General features: G+C 58.9%; 15 protein-coding genes. 2 read left to right on the top strand and 13 right to left on the bottom strand.

The features are described from left to right. Positions 1-115: 115 nt before the first annotated feature. From RBA40_RS10565 to RBA40_RS10550, 4 genes are all read right to left on the bottom strand, one after another. Complete coding sequence (locus tag RBA40_RS10565) at positions 116-391, bottom strand: YfhL family 4Fe-4S dicluster ferredoxin (RefSeq protein WP_054265448.1); 276 nt, start codon at positions 389-391, stop codon at positions 116-118. A 14-nt stretch (positions 392-405) separates the two neighbouring features. Further along, the gene (gene coaD / locus RBA40_RS10560) at positions 406-903 is read right to left on the bottom strand and encodes a pantetheine-phosphate adenylyltransferase (RefSeq protein ID WP_054265447.1); all 498 of its coding nucleotides are present in this window, start codon (positions 901-903) and stop codon (positions 406-408) included. A 120-nt stretch (positions 904-1,023) separates the two neighbouring features. Continuing rightward, the gene (gene rsmD / locus RBA40_RS10555) at positions 1,024-1,668 is read right to left on the bottom strand and encodes a 16S rRNA (guanine(966)-N(2))-methyltransferase RsmD (protein ID WP_306647858.1); all 645 of its coding nucleotides are present in this window, start codon (positions 1,666-1,668) and stop codon (positions 1,024-1,026) included. Positions 1,669-1,803: 135 nt separating this feature from the next. Next, positions 1,804-2,694, bottom strand: a complete 891-nt coding sequence (locus RBA40_RS10550) for a DUF6279 family lipoprotein (protein ID WP_306647857.1) — start codon at positions 2,692-2,694, stop codon at positions 1,804-1,806. Positions 2,695-2,721: 27 nt separating this feature from the next. Here RBA40_RS10550 and glmU point away from each other — a divergent pair, with 27 nt between their 5' ends. Then, positions 2,722-4,098 (top strand): bifunctional UDP-N-acetylglucosamine diphosphorylase/glucosamine-1-phosphate N-acetyltransferase GlmU, encoded by a 1,377-nt coding sequence (gene glmU / locus RBA40_RS10545; protein WP_306647856.1) that lies wholly within the window; start codon positions 2,722-2,724, stop codon positions 4,096-4,098. Positions 4,099-4,240: 142 nt separating this feature from the next. Here the strand turns inward: glmU and RBA40_RS10540 are convergent, their stop codons facing one another. The 3 genes from RBA40_RS10540 to RBA40_RS10530 form a co-directional block, all read right to left on the bottom strand. Beyond that, on the bottom strand, positions 4,241-5,437 hold the full coding sequence (locus tag RBA40_RS10540) for an ABC transporter permease (RefSeq protein ID WP_306647855.1): 1,197 nt from the start codon (positions 5,435-5,437) through the stop codon (positions 4,241-4,243). Next, positions 5,434-6,204 carry an ABC transporter ATP-binding protein gene (locus RBA40_RS10535; protein ID WP_306647854.1) on the bottom strand — a complete coding sequence of 257 codons (771 nt, stop codon included), beginning with the start codon at positions 6,202-6,204 and terminating at the stop codon, positions 5,434-5,436. Before RBA40_RS10535 ends, RBA40_RS10540 begins: the two co-directional genes overlap by 4 nt. A gap of 107 nt (positions 6,205-6,311) precedes the next feature. Continuing rightward, positions 6,312-6,779 (bottom strand): Lrp/AsnC family transcriptional regulator, encoded by a 468-nt coding sequence (locus RBA40_RS10530; protein ID WP_167091177.1) that lies wholly within the window; start codon positions 6,777-6,779, stop codon positions 6,312-6,314. Between the two features lie 162 nt (positions 6,780-6,941). Here RBA40_RS10530 and glmS point away from each other — a divergent pair, with 162 nt between their 5' ends. Continuing rightward, on the top strand, positions 6,942-8,771 hold the full coding sequence (glmS, locus tag RBA40_RS10525; protein WP_306647853.1) for a glutamine--fructose-6-phosphate transaminase (isomerizing): 1,830 nt from the start codon (positions 6,942-6,944) through the stop codon (positions 8,769-8,771). Positions 8,772-9,314: 543 nt separating this feature from the next. Here glmS and RBA40_RS10520 read toward each other — a convergent pair. The 6 genes from RBA40_RS10520 to RBA40_RS10495 form a co-directional block, all read right to left on the bottom strand. Continuing rightward, positions 9,315-10,346: a DEAD/DEAH box helicase family protein gene (locus RBA40_RS10520; RefSeq protein ID WP_306647852.1), complete on the bottom strand. Its 1,032-nt coding sequence runs from the start codon at positions 10,344-10,346 to the stop codon at positions 9,315-9,317. Continuing rightward, positions 10,331-11,899, bottom strand: a complete 1,569-nt coding sequence (locus RBA40_RS10515) for an ATP-dependent nuclease (RefSeq protein ID WP_306647850.1) — start codon at positions 11,897-11,899, stop codon at positions 10,331-10,333. Before RBA40_RS10515 ends, RBA40_RS10520 begins: the two co-directional genes overlap by 16 nt. Before the next feature lie 388 nt (positions 11,900-12,287). Then, on the bottom strand, positions 12,288-12,989 hold the full coding sequence (locus tag RBA40_RS10510; protein ID WP_229509600.1) for a potassium channel family protein: 702 nt from the start codon (positions 12,987-12,989) through the stop codon (positions 12,288-12,290). Continuing rightward, positions 12,979-14,313, bottom strand: coding sequence for a TrkH family potassium uptake protein (locus RBA40_RS10505; RefSeq protein WP_306647849.1), 1,335 nt, complete (start codon positions 14,311-14,313; stop codon positions 12,979-12,981). Before RBA40_RS10505 ends, RBA40_RS10510 begins: the two co-directional genes overlap by 11 nt. A 310-nt stretch (positions 14,314-14,623) precedes the next feature. Continuing rightward, positions 14,624-15,226 (bottom strand): recombinase family protein, encoded by a 603-nt coding sequence (locus RBA40_RS10500; protein ID WP_306647848.1) that lies wholly within the window; start codon positions 15,224-15,226, stop codon positions 14,624-14,626. Between the two features lie 333 nt (positions 15,227-15,559). Next, complete coding sequence (locus RBA40_RS10495) at positions 15,560-16,813, bottom strand: putative Na+/H+ antiporter (RefSeq protein ID WP_306647847.1); 1,254 nt, start codon at positions 16,811-16,813, stop codon at positions 15,560-15,562. Positions 16,814-17,076: the final 263 nt, after the last annotated feature.

Here is a 17,076-nt window from a genome sequence, read left to right as displayed (position 1 = left end):
CAAGACAAATCTGTGGCTCGAAAGGCACATGAATTTATAAGTTGATAAGACAACTTGAAATGACTGCAGTAAGCCTGGCGGGACTGCTGCCCACCGCTGCGTCAGACCCTTTTGTTCAGGGGAGTGGCGATGCCGGGGCATCCTTGCCTGCGGTCAGGCGCTCGTACTTGGCGCGCAACTGTTCCGGCGTTTCACGCCAGGCCGGGTTAAATGGAATGCAACTGACCGGGCACACCTGCTGGCATTGCGGTTCATCGAAGTGACCGACGCATTCCGTGCACTTGTTGGGGTCGATCTCGTAGATCTCGGCGCCCATGTAGATGGCGTCGTTCGGGCACTCGGGCTCGCACACGTCGCAGTTGATGCAGTCGTCGGTAATCAGTAAGGCCATGATTGCTCAGCTTTTTATTCGGAAGGCGGCGCCATGGTGGCGATCTTCTTCTGCAGCCAGCGGTCGACCGATGGAAACACGAACTTGGAGACATCGCCGCCCAGCATCGCGATTTCGCGCACGATGGTGCCCGAGATGAACTGATACTGGTCGGACGGTGTCAGGAACAGCGTTTCGACGTCCGGCAGCAGGTAGCGGTTCATGCCCGCCATCTGGAACTCGTATTCGAAGTCCGACACGGCGCGCAAGCCGCGCACGATGACGCGGGCGTCATGCTTGCGCACGAAATCCTTGAGCAGGCCCGAAAAACTCTCGACCCGCACGTTCGGATAATGGCCCAGCACCTCGTTGGCAATTTCCAGGCGTTCGTCCAGCGAGAAAAACGGGCGTTTGTTCTTGCTGTCGGCTACGCCCACGATCAGGCTGTCGAACAGCCCGGACGCACGGCGCACCAAATCCTCATGGCCACGCGTTAGCGGGTCAAAGGTTCCTGGATAAACGGCTACAACCATTGCGGCTCCCTAGAGATGCACCAATATAGAACGCGCATTATGCCTGAAATTTATGCGCGGTCCCCGCGGCGGCATACGGCGGGGATGATCGCGACCGAACAAACCGCTGGCCGATCGTGTTTACACAGCCGTTTTGCGCAGCTTGAGCAGGTAATAGAACACGATGCCGGCCTTGTCGTTACGCACCGCTTCCCATGGCGCGAGCCAGTCGGGCACGGCGCTGCCGTCTTCCGGTTCGAATGGCAGCGGCGCGCCGGATTCGGCATACACCAGGCCGTCTCCGGCGAGCAGGCCCGCGGTCAGCGGCAGGCTGCGCTCGAGCAGGTTTTGCTGGTAGGGCGGATCGAGGAAGACCAGCTGGAAGCGCTGGCCGCGCAGCGCCATGTTTTGCGCGCTGGCCAAGGCATCGCCGCGGGCAACCTGGACGTTGTCGGCCTTGAGCTTGATCTTCACGTCGCCGAGCTGGCGCACCACCGGCGTGTGGCTGTCGATCATGGTCACCGAGCGGGCGCCGCGGCTGGCTGCCTCGAAACCGAGGGCGCCGCTGCCGGCGAACAGGTCGAGCACATCGGCCCCGGCCCAGTTGGCATCCCACAGGTGGTTAATCCAGTTAAACACCGTTTCGCGCACCCGGTCCGGGGTGGGACGCAGGCCGAGCGCGTCGAGCACGGGCAGCGTCGAGCGCTTCCAGGCGCCGCCGATGATGCGGACTTGTTTCGGAGGCGGCGGACGGTGCACCGGGACTTTGGCGGGTTTCTTTTGCATGGCGACGAGGGGGAATTGCTGATCCGGCGCACTATATCACGGGGGGTGTGATGCGTTGCAGGGCGGCGGCGGGGGAACCGGCACCCGCCGGGGGCCGTGTCGGCTTGGGCGGGTGCCAGGGTAACGCGGGTTGGCTTACTTGGTTTCGGCAGCCAGGGTGTTGAAGTCGCTGATCCATCCCTGCATGCGTTTCTGCGCATGGGCCTTCTGCTCCGGCGTGGCAATTTTCACCGCGGTCAGGATCATCTGCATCGTGCCGTCGGTGGAGGTATCGAAAAATTGCTTGTTCTCCGACCCGCGCGCCAGCATATCCTTGATCAAGCCTTGCACCAGCGGCGCCGCGGCTTCCTTGCCCAGATTTTCCTTGTCGATCTTGCGCAGCACCGTCAGGATCCTTTGCTGGCGCCGGATACGGTCGTCAAGCCAGATCTGGTTGTTCAGCGGACGCGCGTCCGATGCCTTGCGCAGAATGGCTTCCTGATCCCTGCTGAAGTCGCCGAACCACAGGTCGAACTGTTCCATCGATTTCTTGAAACGCTTCTCCTGCATATCCTCGACGCTGCCACGGATGAACTTTTTGCGGAAGGTCTCGTTGTTCTTGTCGAACTTCTTTTCAATGTGAGCGAGCTGCTCCGGCTTGATCGACAGCGCCAGGTCGGTCAGTTCCGGCAAGGCCTTTTGCGCCAGCAATTCGGTGCGCGCAATGATGTCGCGGTAATCGGCATCCAGGTCGGCCTTGCTCAGGTTGCCTGCGAGTTGGCGCTGGGCATTAGTGAGGATGTGAATATAGTCCTTCAACTGGGTCTGGCGATGCCATTTGAACAGCTCCTTGATATCCTGCTTGACCTCCGGCGCCTGCTCCGAATCGAGGTCGACATAGGCGTCCAGCCACCAGTACAGCAAGGTGTCGCCCTGGTTGTAGGCCAGTTTGATGCCGCTGCAGGCGGTCAGTACGGCCACCATGGCCACGAGGCAAAGAACGCGAAAGCGCTGGGAAAATGGTTCCTGCGTGTTAAACTTTTTCATTTATTAACTCTTTTTGAACGAACGCTTATGAACGTAGTGATACTTGCCGCTGGAATGGGAAAGCGTATGCAATCTGCGCTGCCGAAAGTGCTGCACCCGCTGGCGGGCAAACCCCTCCTGCAGCATGTGATCGATACGGCAAGGGCACTTGCACCGAGCAAATTATGCGTTATTTACGGGCACGGCGGCGCAGCGGTGCCCGAGATGCTCAAACGCCAGGACAGCACGGGCCATGCCGCCATCGATACCGCCCTGCAAGAACCGCAGCTCGGCACCGGTCATGCGGTCAGCCAGGCCGTGCCCCAGCTCGATGAAGATGTCCCGACCCTGATCCTGTACGGCGACGTGCCGCTCACCGCCGTGGCCTCGCTCAAGCGCCTGGTCGACGCCGCCGGCACCGACAAGCTCGGTATCCTGACCGTGGTGCAGGCCAATCCGTTCGGCCTGGGCCGCATCGTGCGCGAAGGCGGCACGATTACCCGCATCGTCGAGGAAAAGGATGCCAGCGAAGCCGAACGCGCCATCTGCGAAATTAACAGCGGCATCATGGTCGCGCCGACCCGTCACCTGAAGAAGTGGTTAGGTTCCCTGTCGAACAATAACGCGCAGGGCGAGTATTACCTGACCGATATCGTGGCGCAGGCGGTGCTGGACGGCGTGCCGGTCGTGTCGGCCAACCCGTCGGCCGAATGGGAAGTCGCCGGTGTCAACAGCAAGGTGCAGCTCGCGGAGCTGGAGCGCCGTCACCAGCTCAATATTGCCAACGCGCTGCTGGAAAAAGGCGTGACCCTGCTCGACCCGGCCCGCATCGATGTGCGTGGCGAACTGATTTGCGGACGCGATGTGACCATCGACGTCGGCTGCGTGTTCGAAGGCCGCGTGGAACTGGGCGACGGCGTGAGCGTGGGCGCGCACAATGTGCTGGTCAACGCACGCATCGCCGCGGGAACCAATATCAAACCGTTCTGTCATATTGAAGATGCGGTGGTGGGTGCCAAGTCGGTCATTGGGCCGTATGCGCGCTTGCGTCCGGGTACCGAGCTGGCTGAAGATGTCCACATCGGTAACTTTGTCGAAATCAAGAACAGCCAGATCGCGGCGCACAGCAAGGCCAACCATCTGGCCTATGTGGGCGATGCCACGGTCGGTTCGCGCGTCAATATCGGCGCGGGGACGATCACCTGCAATTACGACGGCGCCAACAAGTTCCGCACCGTGATCGAGGATGATGCATTTATCGGCAGCGACAGCCAGCTGATCGCGCCGGTTACCGTCGGCAAGGGTGCGACCCTGGGCGCCGGTACCACGCTGTCCAAGGATGCGCCAGCCGGCAAGCTGACCATCTCGCGCACCAGGCAGGTGACCATCGAGAACTGGACGCGTCCGGTGAAGGTCAAGAAGTAAGGTGAACCAGCTCAGGCATGACGCAAGGTTGTGGCCTGGGCTTTAACAACGTCACCCCCGCGCCGGGCGCCCTGGCGCGGCGCAGGCGGTATCGGGGCAGGCGATGATGTCGGTCATGCGGTGTGAGCGCGGCATTGCGTGCTCACGCCGCCAGCGCCGACGCGATATTCCCGCGTGCCGCCTTGAACGCCGGCACCAGCGCCGCCATCAGGGCCACCGCCAGCACCGTCACCACCGCCATCATCATCCGGTTCACATCGAGCTCCACCGGCATCGGCAGCGCAAAGGCGCGCTGCGTATCCTCCTGGACAGTCACCCTGTTGATGATCCACGCAATGACCCCGCTCGCCACCAGGCTGACAGCCACGCCCGCCACCGCCATGCCCAGCGCTTCGGTCACCAGCATCAGGAACACCGAATGGCTGCGCATGCCCAGCGCGCGCAAGGTCGCCACTTCACGGCGCCGCTCCAGCGCATTGATCGACATGGTGGCGGCAATGGTCGCCGCAATGACCGCGAACACCATGCCGGCAATGCTGTCGAACGCCAGGTCGGACGCACTGCGCGCGCGCATGTAGGCTTGCGACAATTCCTGCCAGGTGCGCACCTCGGCGCCCACCCCCGCCTTGCGCAGCGCCGCCATCACCACCGTGCGCTGCTGTTCCAGCTGGTCCGGGTCGGACAGGAACACCACGAAGCGCTCGCTGCGGTCGGTATTGAGCAAGTCCTGCGCCAGTTCCAGCGGCATCAGCAGCGAGCGGACGTTGTCGTCGCGGCCGGGCAGCGCGTACACATCGACCACCTGGGCCATGACGTGCCTGGGCGCCGCGTCAGCCACTGCCGCGGTCAGCGTCAGCGGGCTGCCGACGCGCAAGGCGAGCGCACGGGCCTTGGCCTGGCTGATGGCAATGCCATTGCTCACGCCGGGCTGCAGCTTGCCCGGCGAGCCTTGCAGGCCCGGCACCACCGATTCATCGGGCACGCGCATGCCCTGCCCGCCAAACGTGGCCGAGCGCTCGGCCGTGGCGGCAATCCCCGCCACGCTGATTTCCGGCACCACCAGCGCGATGCCCTTCACGCGCGCCAGCACGGCTCGCGCGCGCTCCGCTTCCTCCGGACCGAACAGGCGTGGCTCGCCCGCGGAAGGGGCCGGAATAACGGTCAGGTGGCCCATCCGTTCGCCGATCACGGCCTGGTACTCGATGCCGGCGCGGGTGCTTGCGATATTGCCCGCAAATAGGTCGAGCACGCACAGGCTCGCCCCGATCAGCACGATCGCCAGCACGCTGCGGGTGCGTCCCAGCATCAGGGTGCGCAGGGCCAGGCGGTACGGGCTCATAGCTTGACCCGGAAAGGCTCGCGGCCGGCATCGGCCAGCACGGCGTGCAGCCGCCCGTCGTGCAGCTGCAGCGTGCGTGTGACGCGGCTGAACTGGCGCTGGTCGGGGGTCGAGATGATGAAGGCGGTGCCGTATTCGTGCTGCTGCTGGGTGAACAAATCCATCACCAGGCGGATGCAGGCGCTGTCCAGGCGCGAGGTGGGCTCGTCGGCCAGCACCAGGCGCGGCTTGGCCAGCAGCGCCCGCGCAATCGCCACGCGCTGGCTCTGGCTGGCGTCGAGCCGCGGCGGGTAGGTGTTGGCGTGGGTCGCCAGGCCAAGCTGGCCTAAAAGCTCGTCCGCGCGGGCATGGGCTGCCTGCAATTCCTTGTGTTCCAGGCGGCCGCGCAACATCAGCGGCAAGAGCACGTTTTCGCGTGCGGTCAGCACCGGAATCAGCGTGAACGCCTGGAACACGAAGCCCATCATTTCGTTGCGCAAGTCGGCGCGCGCCTGTTCCGGCAGGCGGGCGATCAGCAGGTTGGCGATCACGACACTGCCTTCGTTGGCATATTCGAGCATGCCGATCAGGTTCAGCAAGGTAGTCTTGCCGCTCCCCGCGGGACCGCAAATGGCCACCATTTCCGCCATGCCCACCTGCAGGTTGACGCCATCGAGCGCATGCACGGCGGCCAGCCCGCCGCCATAATACTTGTGCACGCCCGTCAGGCGCACCAGGTCGCCATGCGGCTGGGGCGCCGGCCCAGCATGTTCCAGGATGTCATTCATCGCTCCACCTCCCGCCTCGTCTCGTCCGGCGTCCACCAGGACGCGCAGCAGCTTCGAGTAGAACCTGTTTCCGGCGGGCCGCCGTTGAGATTGCTCAAATGCAATAATCAGACGGCGATGCGGGTCTCGAACTTGCTGCGAAAGGTAGAGAAATAGGCTTTCACATTGCGCACATTGGTGCGCGTGGCGAACAGGCGGTGCGCCAGCGCGTGGTAGGCGGGCATGTCGGCCACCTGGACGATGAGCACGAAATCGGGCCCCGGGGCGACCCGGTAGCATTGCAGCACGGCCGCTTCGGCCGCCACATGCTGCTCGAACTCGTCCATGCGCTCGGCGGCCTGCACATCGAGCGTGATCTCGACGATGGCGGTCAGGCGTGCGCCCACCTTTTCCGGCGCCACGATCGCCACCTGGCGCTCGATGACGCCGCCCTCGGTCATGTACTTCACCCGGCGCAGGCAGGTCGGCGGCGACACGTGGACCAGCTCGGCCAGCTCCGCATTGGTATGCGATGCGTCAAGCTGAAGGATATTCAAAATGCGACGGTCGACGTCGTCTAGATCATTGGCGGTCATGAGTTTTAGCGATCAGAAAAGAATATTGTCGATAAATGAAATATAAATTCATACTGCGTGAGTGATGAAATAATCATGCGATAAAATATCAAATTAGAAAGCATATTTCATAGTAGCTCAACTACGATCTGCGCATTCATTAATTTTCAGATCGAGGTCATCATGTGCGGTATCGTCGGAGCAGTAGCACAACGCAACATCACCCCCATCCTGGTCGAGGGCTTGAAGCGGCTTGAGTACCGTGGCTACGACTCGTGCGGCGTCGCGCTGCACGTCGACGGCAAGCTGGTGCGTTCGCGCAGCACCTCGCGCGTGGCCGATCTGGAAACCCAGATCGCCGGCGTCGGCCTGCAAGGCTTCACCGGCATCGCCCACACCCGCTGGGCCACGCACGGCGCGCCGGCATCGCACAATGCGCACCCGCACTTTTCGCCAACCGAAGAGAACGCCCGCATCGCGCTGGTCCACAACGGCATCATCGAAAACCACGACGAGCTGCGCGCCGAACTGACCGCGCTCGGCTACGTGTTCCAGAGCCAGACCGATACCGAAGTCATCGCCCACCTGGTCGACCACATGTATAGCGGCGACCTGTTCGAGACCGTCCAGCTGGCCGTCAAGCGCCTGCATGGCGCCTACGCCATTGCCGTGTTCAGCCGCGAAGAACCGCACCGCGTTGTTGCCGCGCGCCAGGGTTCGCCGCTGATCGTCGGCATCGGCCAGGGCGAGAACTTCGTCGCCTCCGACGCCATGGCGCTGGCCGGTACCACCGACCAGATCATCTACCTGGAAGAAGGCGACGTGGTCGACCTGCAACTGTCCAAGGTCTGGATCGTCGACGTCGACGGCAAAGCGGTCGAGCGCGAAGTCAAGACCGTGCACGCGCACACCGGCGCAGCCGAGCTGGGCCCGTACCGCCACTACATGCAGAAAGAGATCTTCGAGCAGCCGCGCGTCATCGGCGACACGCTCGAAGGCGTCACCGGCATCATGCCGGAACTGTTCGGCGACAATGCCTTCAAGGTCTTCAAGCAGATCGACCGCGTGCTGATTTTGGCCTGCGGCACCAGCTACTACTCGGGCCTGACCGCCAAGTACTGGATGGAATCGGTGGCCAAGGTCCCGGTCCAGGTCGAGATCGCCAGCGAATACCGCTACCGCGACAGCGTGCCGCATCCGAACACCCTGGTGGTGACGATTTCGCAAAGCGGCGAAACGGCCGACACCCTGGCCGCGCTCAAGCATGCGCGCAGCCTGGGCATGGTGCACACCCTGACCATCTGCAACGTGGCGACCAGCGCCATGGTGCGTGAATGCGCCCTGTCGTACATCACCCGCGCCGGCGTAGAAGTGGGCGTGGCATCGACCAAGGCCTTCACCACCCAGCTGGCTGCGCTGTTCCTGTTGACCCTGACCCTGGCGCAAGTCAATGGCCGTTTGAGCGACGAGGAAGAAGCGACCTACCTGAAAGAAATGCGTCACCTGCCGGTCGCCATTTCCGCAGTGCTGGCGCTGGAACCGCAGATCATCGCCTGGGCCGACGATTTTGCGCGCAAGGACAATGCGCTGTTCCTGGGCCGCGGCATGCACTATCCGATCGCTCTGGAAGGTGCCTTGAAGCTCAAGGAAATTTCATACATCCACGCCGAAGCGTATCCAGCTGGCGAACTCAAGCACGGCCCGCTGGCGCTGGTGACCGATGAAATGCCGGTCGTCACGATCGCACCGAACGATGCGCTGCTGGAAAAGCTGAAATCGAACATGCAGGAAGTGCGCGCCCGCGGCGGCCAGCTGTATGTGTTCGCCGACGTCGATTCGCGCATCACCTCGGGCGATGGCTTGCATGTGATTCGTTTGCCGGAACACTACGGCCTGCTGTCCCCGATCCTGCACGTTGTGGCGCTGCAATTGCTGGCGTATCACACCGCGCTGGCCAAAGGCACGGACGTGGACAAGCCGCGTAATCTGGCTAAGTCGGTGACGGTGGAGTAAAAGCAGCTGGCGTGCTGACTCAAATGTGGACAAACAATAAAGTCTGACACAAAACAATAAAGTCTGACACAAAACAATAAAGTTTGACACAAGTGGCCTCGGCTGCTTGCCATTTGCCGAAGTCCATGTGTGCCGTGACCTGGCCACATGGGCTTTTTATGCCTAGACGCGGTGTATCGCTGGCACTTAATGAAATGCAAATTCGAACCAATGTTATGAGTTTCGTAAATAGATGCGACGTTTTGCAAATTACTGCGACTACCGGGCCTGAAGTAGCGCGTCCCACCAGTTCTTGCTGAGTTACACTCGCCGCAATGAACTTCCGCTTTCGGCCATGAACTGGCGTCCGGGGCGATGTTGCGAATAATAACTGGTCCTATCCACCTGCCGTTACTCGCTGGCGGTCCTAGGTGCATTGAAATCCACCATTCGGCAGGCCCAGTCGGGCGGGGTAGTCGGACATTCCTCGCCGGCGAGCGCCAATGCCATAAATACGACGGCTGCGCCCGAGACGTCGGCTCCTCATCTACGGCGCGGCAGTACTCAGTATTGCTTATACCCCTTCAGCAGGGATTCGGGGACGAATGTCAAGTTCCCTCTTGCGCGGGAACAGGCGACGTATAGTTTGTTGCGCGTCTCCGGGTTGATGTCCCGGAAGCTCCCGGCATTCCAAGCCTTCACATTGCCAGGATTCAACACTACGCACACGTCATCATAGCTGTCCATGCCCTTGGACGCTCCCCAGTTCTGGGAGAAGCAGCCGTACTTCTGGTGTTCCTTGTAGAACAGCTTGACCGTCCCCGGATCCCGGTAGAGGGCCGCAACTGCTGCCGGGTCGTCCTCGAAACGCACAATACTGGTCCGCTCGTCATGCGCCTGAATGTCGATGCCGATTTTCTCCCTGATGAAGTCGCAGACGTTGTTGCTGCAGCGTCGGCTGCGCTTGAGGCTGTCGGTATCGACCCTCAGCCGAGCCCGCTCGAACTTCTTCTTGTAGGCATAATAATTCTCATGCAGGTTGACATTGACGTTGCCGTCACGGCTCGTGTCGAAGGTGTGCTGGTGAAAGTCGCCGACAAAGCTCATATTCACCTGGGCCGCGCTGATGGCCAACAGGAAGTTGAAGTCATGCCCGCCAAAATCCTGTACCTCGTCGACGAAGAAGACGTCGAAGTACTTTTCCATGCGGGCCACCACCGCACCAATCAGGCCAGACTGCTCGATGAACTTGGCGAGACGGTTCGCATAGAGCCAGCGGCCGGGCGACATGTAGCGCCGGTCATCGGTCAAGGGGTAGACAGGAAACCGGGCAGGAGCGCTAAAAGTGATCCCGAGTGTGTCCTTCTTAGAGCGTAGGAACGGCCGATAGCAGAAGCTGTGCAGGAACCTGAAGTAGGTGTAGATCGAAATGTTGGGCGGCAGGTAGCCGAATCGCTCAATGACCTTGGCGCGCAGGTTGTCGTGGTTGGTTTCGGTGTACGTGACCAGCAGGAAGCGCCGCGCCTCATCCATCGCAGTGACGAGGCGGGTGGTCTTGCCCGACCCGGCGACTGCAAAGATTACGTTCTTATCCATGCCACCGCCTGCTGGATGTAACCAGGGGCTACCAGCACGGCGCCCTTCTTTTCCAGGAGCTCGAACGCGGCGTCGGTCTTGTTCTTCAGCATGTATTCCTCAACACTCAGGGTCTTGCGCCCCGCCGCGAACAGCTCCTCGCAGGCGGTTTGGTTGTCCTGGTATATGCAGACTTCGAAGGTATGGCGGGCGTTGTCGGAGTCAGCAAAGACCTGGATGGATGCCGACACGTGGTCCGAGTAGTTCGCGACGCAGATGGTTGCATGGTCCTTGTCGTTGTCGCGGATCGCCGCTACTTTGATGCCCAGCAGCTTGGCAAGTTCGAGATAGCGCTTGAAGCTGGTGCCATCGACCGAGATCATATGAATACCATCGGCATCCAGGCTGCACCCAGGGGCGCTGATCTTGTAGAGCGCCTCCATCAGGATGAATTCCGCGTCGCCCTCGACCAGGATCGCCTTTTTGCACAAGGCTAGCTCCAGAACGTTGTTGTCCGGTGCCTTCATGAAGAACTCGGCGGTTCCCGGACTGAGATCCTTCAGGCTGGCCGGTCGCGATGGGTTCTCTTCGCTCAGAATCAGGACTCTGCGGAGATTCAGCCTTGTGGCAATGAAGCTGCTGTGCGTGGCAACAAAGAGCTGCTTCTTGACGGAGGCGCGGATTCGCTCAATCAGCTTGCGCATATGCACCTGGCTGAGATGGTTCTCCGGCTCCTCCAGCAGAAGCACGTGAAGCGCATGTTCCCGGTTGCGCAGAGCGAACTCTGTTTTGATAAAGCACTGCCGGCCCTTGCCCTTGCTGTCCACTGGGATGTCGTCCTCGGTGATGATAATGTCGGTCTCGACGCTGGCCTTCGGGCTGGTCCTGACACCGAACTTGTAGGCATCCAGCCCGTCGTTCATCGTCTTGAAGACGTCGTCTTTGAACTTCGCCTTCGCTTTTCGGTACTCGAATCCGTGTAGGTTGCGCTGGGCAACGCTCGCATGCGCGGCATATATTGAGCGAGTGTACTCGCGCGTGGCGTGCTCGTTGTTGATTAGTGAGCTATCGATCAGCAGGTGCCGCAGCGGCTTTTTGTATGGAAAGACAGCCTCGTCCGTGAACGTCAGGAAATGTACGCCGTAGTACTCGAAAGGGAAGTTCTCGTTGTGGTCCGCCAGAATGGCCTGAATCTCCTTCGTGTACTCGTCGACTGGCCTGCAAACCATTTTGATGCCTAGGTGGTCGGTGCCCTTGCTGTTGTTCCGGCCATCCAAGTCGTGGCGACCCGGCAGGTCATCGAAATAGACCTCGATCAGCAGTTCGGGCAGGTCGAGGATTTTCCTGGCGCCAGCGAGGAACTCGGCGATGCAGGCGGCGTTGAACAGTGCTTCGAGCCCAATGACCTCGACCTTGCTGCGACTGGTGCTCAACACGATGTCCATCGCCTGAAGCACCGAACTCTTTCCGGCTTCGTTGCCGCCAACTAGGATATTCAACTCCGGATCGAATTCCAGTTCCAGCGCCTTGAAACGCTTGAAATTTTTGAGTACCAACCGCCGAATTGTTCCCACGCCTTTCTTCTCCTATAAGTACCGAGTCAAACTGGAAATTCCCGCAATGCCGCCGTGATCTGCCGCTATCGGATCGAATTCGATGCAGACTAAGATGTGCTTCTCGCGTATGCAGTTCAGCATAGTAACAAGCTTGGCCGGAGTGAGAGACGGACAAGATTGTAGTTCGATCAGAGCACCAGAGGGCAAGACACCCCAGCTTTGCATGCGTTGGACATTGCCATGACCATCACTGACGCACTGACGGCAATGGGGTTTAAGGTGCAGTGGAACGGAAAACCGGGTTAAGCCTATAACGACTGGATTGCGCCACGGGAGCTAACCATTCGATAGTGTCCATCCAGATGAGACTGCGCTCAAGGAAACAGGTCTGCTTATCACTACATGCCTATTTTTTTGCTTTGGTGCCGCTAGCAAATAACTCAATCTTGCGCGTGGGACCGGAAACAATGAGTAGATCAGCAGGTTGTACGGATGTCTCGGGGGTAGCGTGCTGAAAGTCCGTATTTGCTCGCTTAACGCCGACAATTGTTACCCCGAACTGCTCACGAACTCGTGACTCGGTGAGCGATTTGTTGTGAGTCATGACAGGGGCGTGGATCTTCGCGATGGCAAACCCGTCATCGAATTCCAGAAAGTCGATCAACCGCCCTGTAACCAGATGGGCTACTCGCTCGCCCATGTCTGCCTCAGGCATCACCACATGGTGGGCCCCCATCTTTTTTGCTAACTGGCCGTGGTCGTGGTCGAGAGCCTTGACCCAAATGTCCTTGATCCCCAATTCAGTCAGTACCATCAGTGTTAAGAGGCTAGCGGCAATGTCGCCTCCAATTGCTACGATAGCATGTGAAAAGTCAGCAGCGCCCAGCTGAAGCATGACGCTTTCTTTGGTTGAGTCGGCCTGCACTGCGTGGGTTAGCTTATCTGCCCAAACTTGTACACGCTCGCCATTGTTGTCGACCCCCATGACGTCATGACCTAGGCGGACAAGCGACTGGGCAACAGCGCTGCCGAACCGGCCTAAGCCTATAACCAAAACACTGTCGCTGGCGGAAAATGCAAACTGCTCTGTGAAAATTCTACCCAACAATTGGATGCTCCTCTGGAAAGCGATACGGCATTCGCCGTTCACCAAGTATGAGTGAAGTCGCTAAGGTGATCGTTCCTATGCGGCCTAAATACATCAATACAACAAGTACAAATTGCCCCACGGGAGGAAGATCGGCCGTGATTCCTGTCGAAAGGCCGACCGTACCGAAAGCGGAAATCACCTCAAAAATGATACGGTCGGTCGACGCATCGCTTACAGACAGCAATATAGTAGTTCCGAGGATTACTACTGCACCACCAAGTACCAGGACAGTAATCGCTTGACGCTGTGCTGGGCTGCCGACTCGACGACCAAACGCTTCGCTATCGGGTTGACCCCGTATCTCTGCTATGACCAGCAAAAACAAAATCGCCACCGTGCCGACCTTGACGCCCCCGGCGGTGCCGGCGCTGCCGGCTCCCACGAACATCAGCAGATAATGTAGAGCCCATGTTTCTCGACTTGCCACTGCGAAATCGATGGAATTGAATCCCGCAGTCCTTGCCGCAACCGAAGTGAACGCTGCCGACAAAACCTTATCAGGTACTGACATTGAACCAAGAGTCCTTGCGTTGGACCATTCGAAAAATAGGACGCCAAGGAAGCCCACGAGTAGGAGGAAGCCCGTCACTGCAAGCGTCAGCTTTGTATGCAGAGACCAGCTGCGCGGCGACCGTGTTTTGTCGCGCAGGTCCATCAGCACTGGAAATCCTATGCCGCCGATAAAAATCGCCAACATGAGCGGCAGGAGTACTAACACATCTGGGGCGTAACGCATGACGCTGTCGGCGTGGATTGAGAAGCCGGCGTTATTAAATGCCGAAACTGAGTGAAACAGTCCGCTCCATGCAGCCTGTTGCCATTCGAGGCCGTAACCAACACGGAACCGTAACGTCAGAACTAGCGCAACAATCAGCTCACACGCAATTGTCACGGTTAGCACGAGCTTAGCGACATTGGCCACATCGCCTAGTCCCAACGAATGAGTTTCTGTTTGAGTGATAAGTTTCAGCCGCAGCCGAGGCGATCGATTCACCATGAGACCTAGCAGAGTCGCGCCGGTCATCATGCCAAAGCCGCCCACTTGAAAGAGCAGCATAATGATGCCCTGACCTGCAGAAGACCAATATGTACCGGTGTCAACGACGGCAAGTCCGGTAACACATACCGCTGAAACTGAAGTGAAGAGTGCAGTGAGGAAGGGTGCTGACCCAGGCGCGAGTCGAGCAAAGGGCATCATCAGAAGTAAAGTTCCAATGAGGATCGCCGTGAGAAAAGCGAGCGCGACTATGCGTGCTGGGTGAAGTAGTCTTTGTCGTATCATCGTTTTTTCTTGGTGAGACGGCGTCGCGCACAAATTCGCTGCAAAAGATTCGTGGCAATATCGTTATGCTGCATCGTCAGGAACCCGCTGGGCCACCAAGTCCTGCCGTCGATAGCGAGGCAGATACGCTTGCTTAACATGATGATCGTTTAGTCCTCTGATCAAAACATCCAGGGTCTCATCACTAGAGGTTAAGCGGTAAAGAAAGAAGCTGCTCTTCCGTAGTGCAACGCCACAATACATGCAGAAACTGGCGCCTGCGTGAACTTGACGGGCACAGTTAAACCGGTTGATAAATCCGCGAATAATTTTAGCCATCACTGTCGCTTTCCCGAAAATCGGGAGCAAGGATCGGCGCCGACAGTCTGAGGTATTGATACAGGGTCTCGCGGCTGATTCCGAACTCACGGGCGAGCGTTGATTTTTGTTCGCCGGAGCCAGCGCGGCGGCGCAGCTCGATAACTTGGTCGTCAGCTAACGCCTTTTTGCGGCCACGATATGCGCCGCGTTGCTTGGCCAGCGCGATCCCCTCTCTCTGCCGCTCTCGGATCAGCGCCCGCTCGAATTCTGCAAATGCTCCCATTACCGACAGCAGTAGATTTGCCATCGGCGAATCGTCACCAGTGAAGCTCAGTGATTCTTTAACAAACTCAATACGAATGCCACGCTTGGTCAGCGCTTGCACTAGTCGCCTCAGGTCGTCAAGGTTGCGCGCCAGGCGGTCCATGCTGTGCACTACGACGGTATCGCCTTCGCGGGCGAATGATAACAGTGCATCCAGCGCTGGCCGCTGTGTGTCTTTGCCAGATGCCTTGTCAGTAAACAGTTTATCCACCTCGACCTGATCGAGCTGAAGCTCTGAATTCTGGTCGAAACTGCTGACCCGGACATAACCGATGCGCTGACCTCGCAAAACGTGTCTCCTTAACAGAATGTGTCAGGAAAGACTCTATGACTGTTCAGTGCATGTGTCAAGATATTTCGTTACGGACCCTATTCTGACTTGTAGAGCCAACGCAACCTGACATCAGGTTAGGGTATAGCTCAATCTGACATTTGGAGTGATATCAATCGCAGCGATGTGCTTAGCGACCGATTTCCCCCTTTTCCCTATTTACCCCAACGGATAAAAAATTGGTTTCCCCAGTGATGGAGAAACCCAAAAAGCCCATGAAGGCACTGCTGAAACTTTTCTGCAGACGGACAGCGCTGCCCGGTCCAAGTAACGGCCGCCGCGAACTCGCTCCTAAAGAAGAAAGAGCGCAAGCATGGCGACCACTGTCGGAGCCAAAGCGCCCAGCAGCAGGCCACCCACACCTATCGACTCATCGTTAAAACCGTCGCGCAACAGGGATACGCCGGCAGGATTTGGCGCATTGGCGATTACTGTAAGCCCACCACCGGCGACGGCACCGGCGACCAGCATATACTTGGCCTGATCGCTCATGCCAGAAATGAGCGATCCCAAATAGGTGAGCGCGGCATTGTCGGTAATGGCAGTAAGTGCGGTAGCACCAAAGAACAGGGCCGTCGGCGCAAGGCTCGATACGATCGGTTGCAGCCACCACTGTTGCATGCCGCCCAGGACCACAAGGCCAGCAAGGAAGAATCCAACCAGCAAACCCTCTTTCAGAATCAAGGGATTCTGGTATTGCTCGTAGGCCTTGGTAAAGCCGATAAAGAACATGAACAGTCCCATAAAAATAACGGGATGATGGGCGAAGCCGACGACGGCCCCGAGAAAGGCGAGATGTATGGCACTCACTAGAAAAGGAATTCGGTCGGGGGTCCGCGCACCGGGCTTGTCGTCCCGGATGTGCCGCCGAAGCATGAAGGTCACTACCGTCGCGTTGATCACGACCGCAATGGCCGACTTCCATCCGAAATTGGTCGCCATGAAGGCGCTGTCCCAGTTCCAAGTCGACGCGACCATGAGCACGGGAGGGGCAGCAAACGAGGTAAGGGTGCCGCCGACCGAGACGTTAACGAACAACACGCCCAAGGCCCCATATTTTAGCCACTCTGGCATGCCCTGGTCCTGGCGGAAAATCAGTGGTCCCAGCATTAACGCAGCCAGTGTCATTGCAGCAGGTTCGGTGATGAAGGAGCCGATGAGCGGTACTAGCGCCAGGCAAAGCCAAACGCGAACGACTGCGGTTCGTAGCGGAACCAGTCGCGCCAGCAGCGATATGAGGGCTCTGATGGTCTCTAGCACTGGCTTGGACGCGGCAACGACCATGATAACGAACACGAACAGCGGTTCGGTGTAGGTGCGCGATTCGGCGTACTTGATTGCTTCGGAACCGCCGACGACGAATGCCATAGCAATGATCAGAACGAGTGCCCACAGACCGAAAACGACTTCTACCTCACCAAAAAAATGAAACAGTCCGGCATGTTGCGGGAAACGGTCGGCCAGGCGTTCAAACGTCTTGGTTGCAAAGGTGTGTGCGAGCGCTAGTCCAAACAGCACTGCAGCGATTAGATTGATATCTGCCATTTTGCTTTCATATCTGAACGATTAACTGATGAAGAGTGGTTACCGGACAGGGGTAACTGGTCGCTGCGCAGAGGTTTGGTCACCGTCTCGACGACAGTACACATGTGTGTGGTTGGTAGCCCGGCAGACTGCATGCGCTGGCGCGACAAGGCTTTGGCCATCTTCGAAGGGGAACAAGCAATTGGGCGCAGTAGCGATGAGCAGATCGGTATTCGATGTTTTCATAGGGGCATGAGCAGACAGCGTGGCGGCCCGACCGACGC

The organism is Massilia pseudoviolaceinigra, assembly GCF_030846505.1.
GTDB lineage: Bacteria > Pseudomonadota > Gammaproteobacteria > Burkholderiales > Burkholderiaceae_D > Telluria_A > Telluria_A violaceinigra.
The sequence above is the reverse complement of the archived record's forward strand: the minus strand, read 5'-3'. Positions and strand labels throughout refer to the sequence as shown.

Excerpts from the sequence above, each read along its gene's own strand:
- RBA40_RS10565 (WP_054265448.1), bottom strand. The coding sequence starts at position 391 with ATGGCCTTACTGATTACCGACGACTGCATCAACTGCGACGTGTGCGAG.
- coaD (WP_054265447.1), bottom strand. The coding sequence starts at position 903 with ATGGTTGTAGCCGTTTATCCAGGAACCTTTGACCCGCTAACGCGTGGC.
- rsmD (WP_306647858.1), bottom strand. The coding sequence starts at position 1,668 with ATGCAAAAGAAACCCGCCAAAGTCCCGGTGCACCGTCCGCCGCCTCCG.
- RBA40_RS10550 (WP_306647857.1), bottom strand. The coding sequence starts at position 2,694 with ATGAAAAAGTTTAACACGCAGGAACCATTTTCCCAGCGCTTTCGCGTT.
- glmU (WP_306647856.1), top strand. The coding sequence starts at position 2,722 with ATGAACGTAGTGATACTTGCCGCTGGAATGGGAAAGCGTATGCAATCT.
- RBA40_RS10540 (WP_306647855.1), bottom strand. The coding sequence starts at position 5,437 with ATGAGCCCGTACCGCCTGGCCCTGCGCACCCTGATGCTGGGACGCACC.
- RBA40_RS10535 (WP_306647854.1), bottom strand. The coding sequence starts at position 6,204 with ATGAATGACATCCTGGAACATGCTGGGCCGGCGCCCCAGCCGCATGGC.
- RBA40_RS10530 (WP_167091177.1), bottom strand. The coding sequence starts at position 6,779 with ATGACCGCCAATGATCTAGACGACGTCGACCGTCGCATTTTGAATATC.
- glmS (WP_306647853.1), top strand. The coding sequence starts at position 6,942 with ATGTGCGGTATCGTCGGAGCAGTAGCACAACGCAACATCACCCCCATC.
- RBA40_RS10520 (WP_306647852.1), bottom strand. The coding sequence starts at position 10,346 with ATGGATAAGAACGTAATCTTTGCAGTCGCCGGGTCGGGCAAGACCACC.
- RBA40_RS10505 (WP_306647849.1), bottom strand. The coding sequence starts at position 14,313 with ATGATACGACAAAGACTACTTCACCCAGCACGCATAGTCGCGCTCGCT.
- RBA40_RS10495 (WP_306647847.1), bottom strand. The coding sequence starts at position 16,813 with ATGGCAGATATCAATCTAATCGCTGCAGTGCTGTTTGGACTAGCGCTC.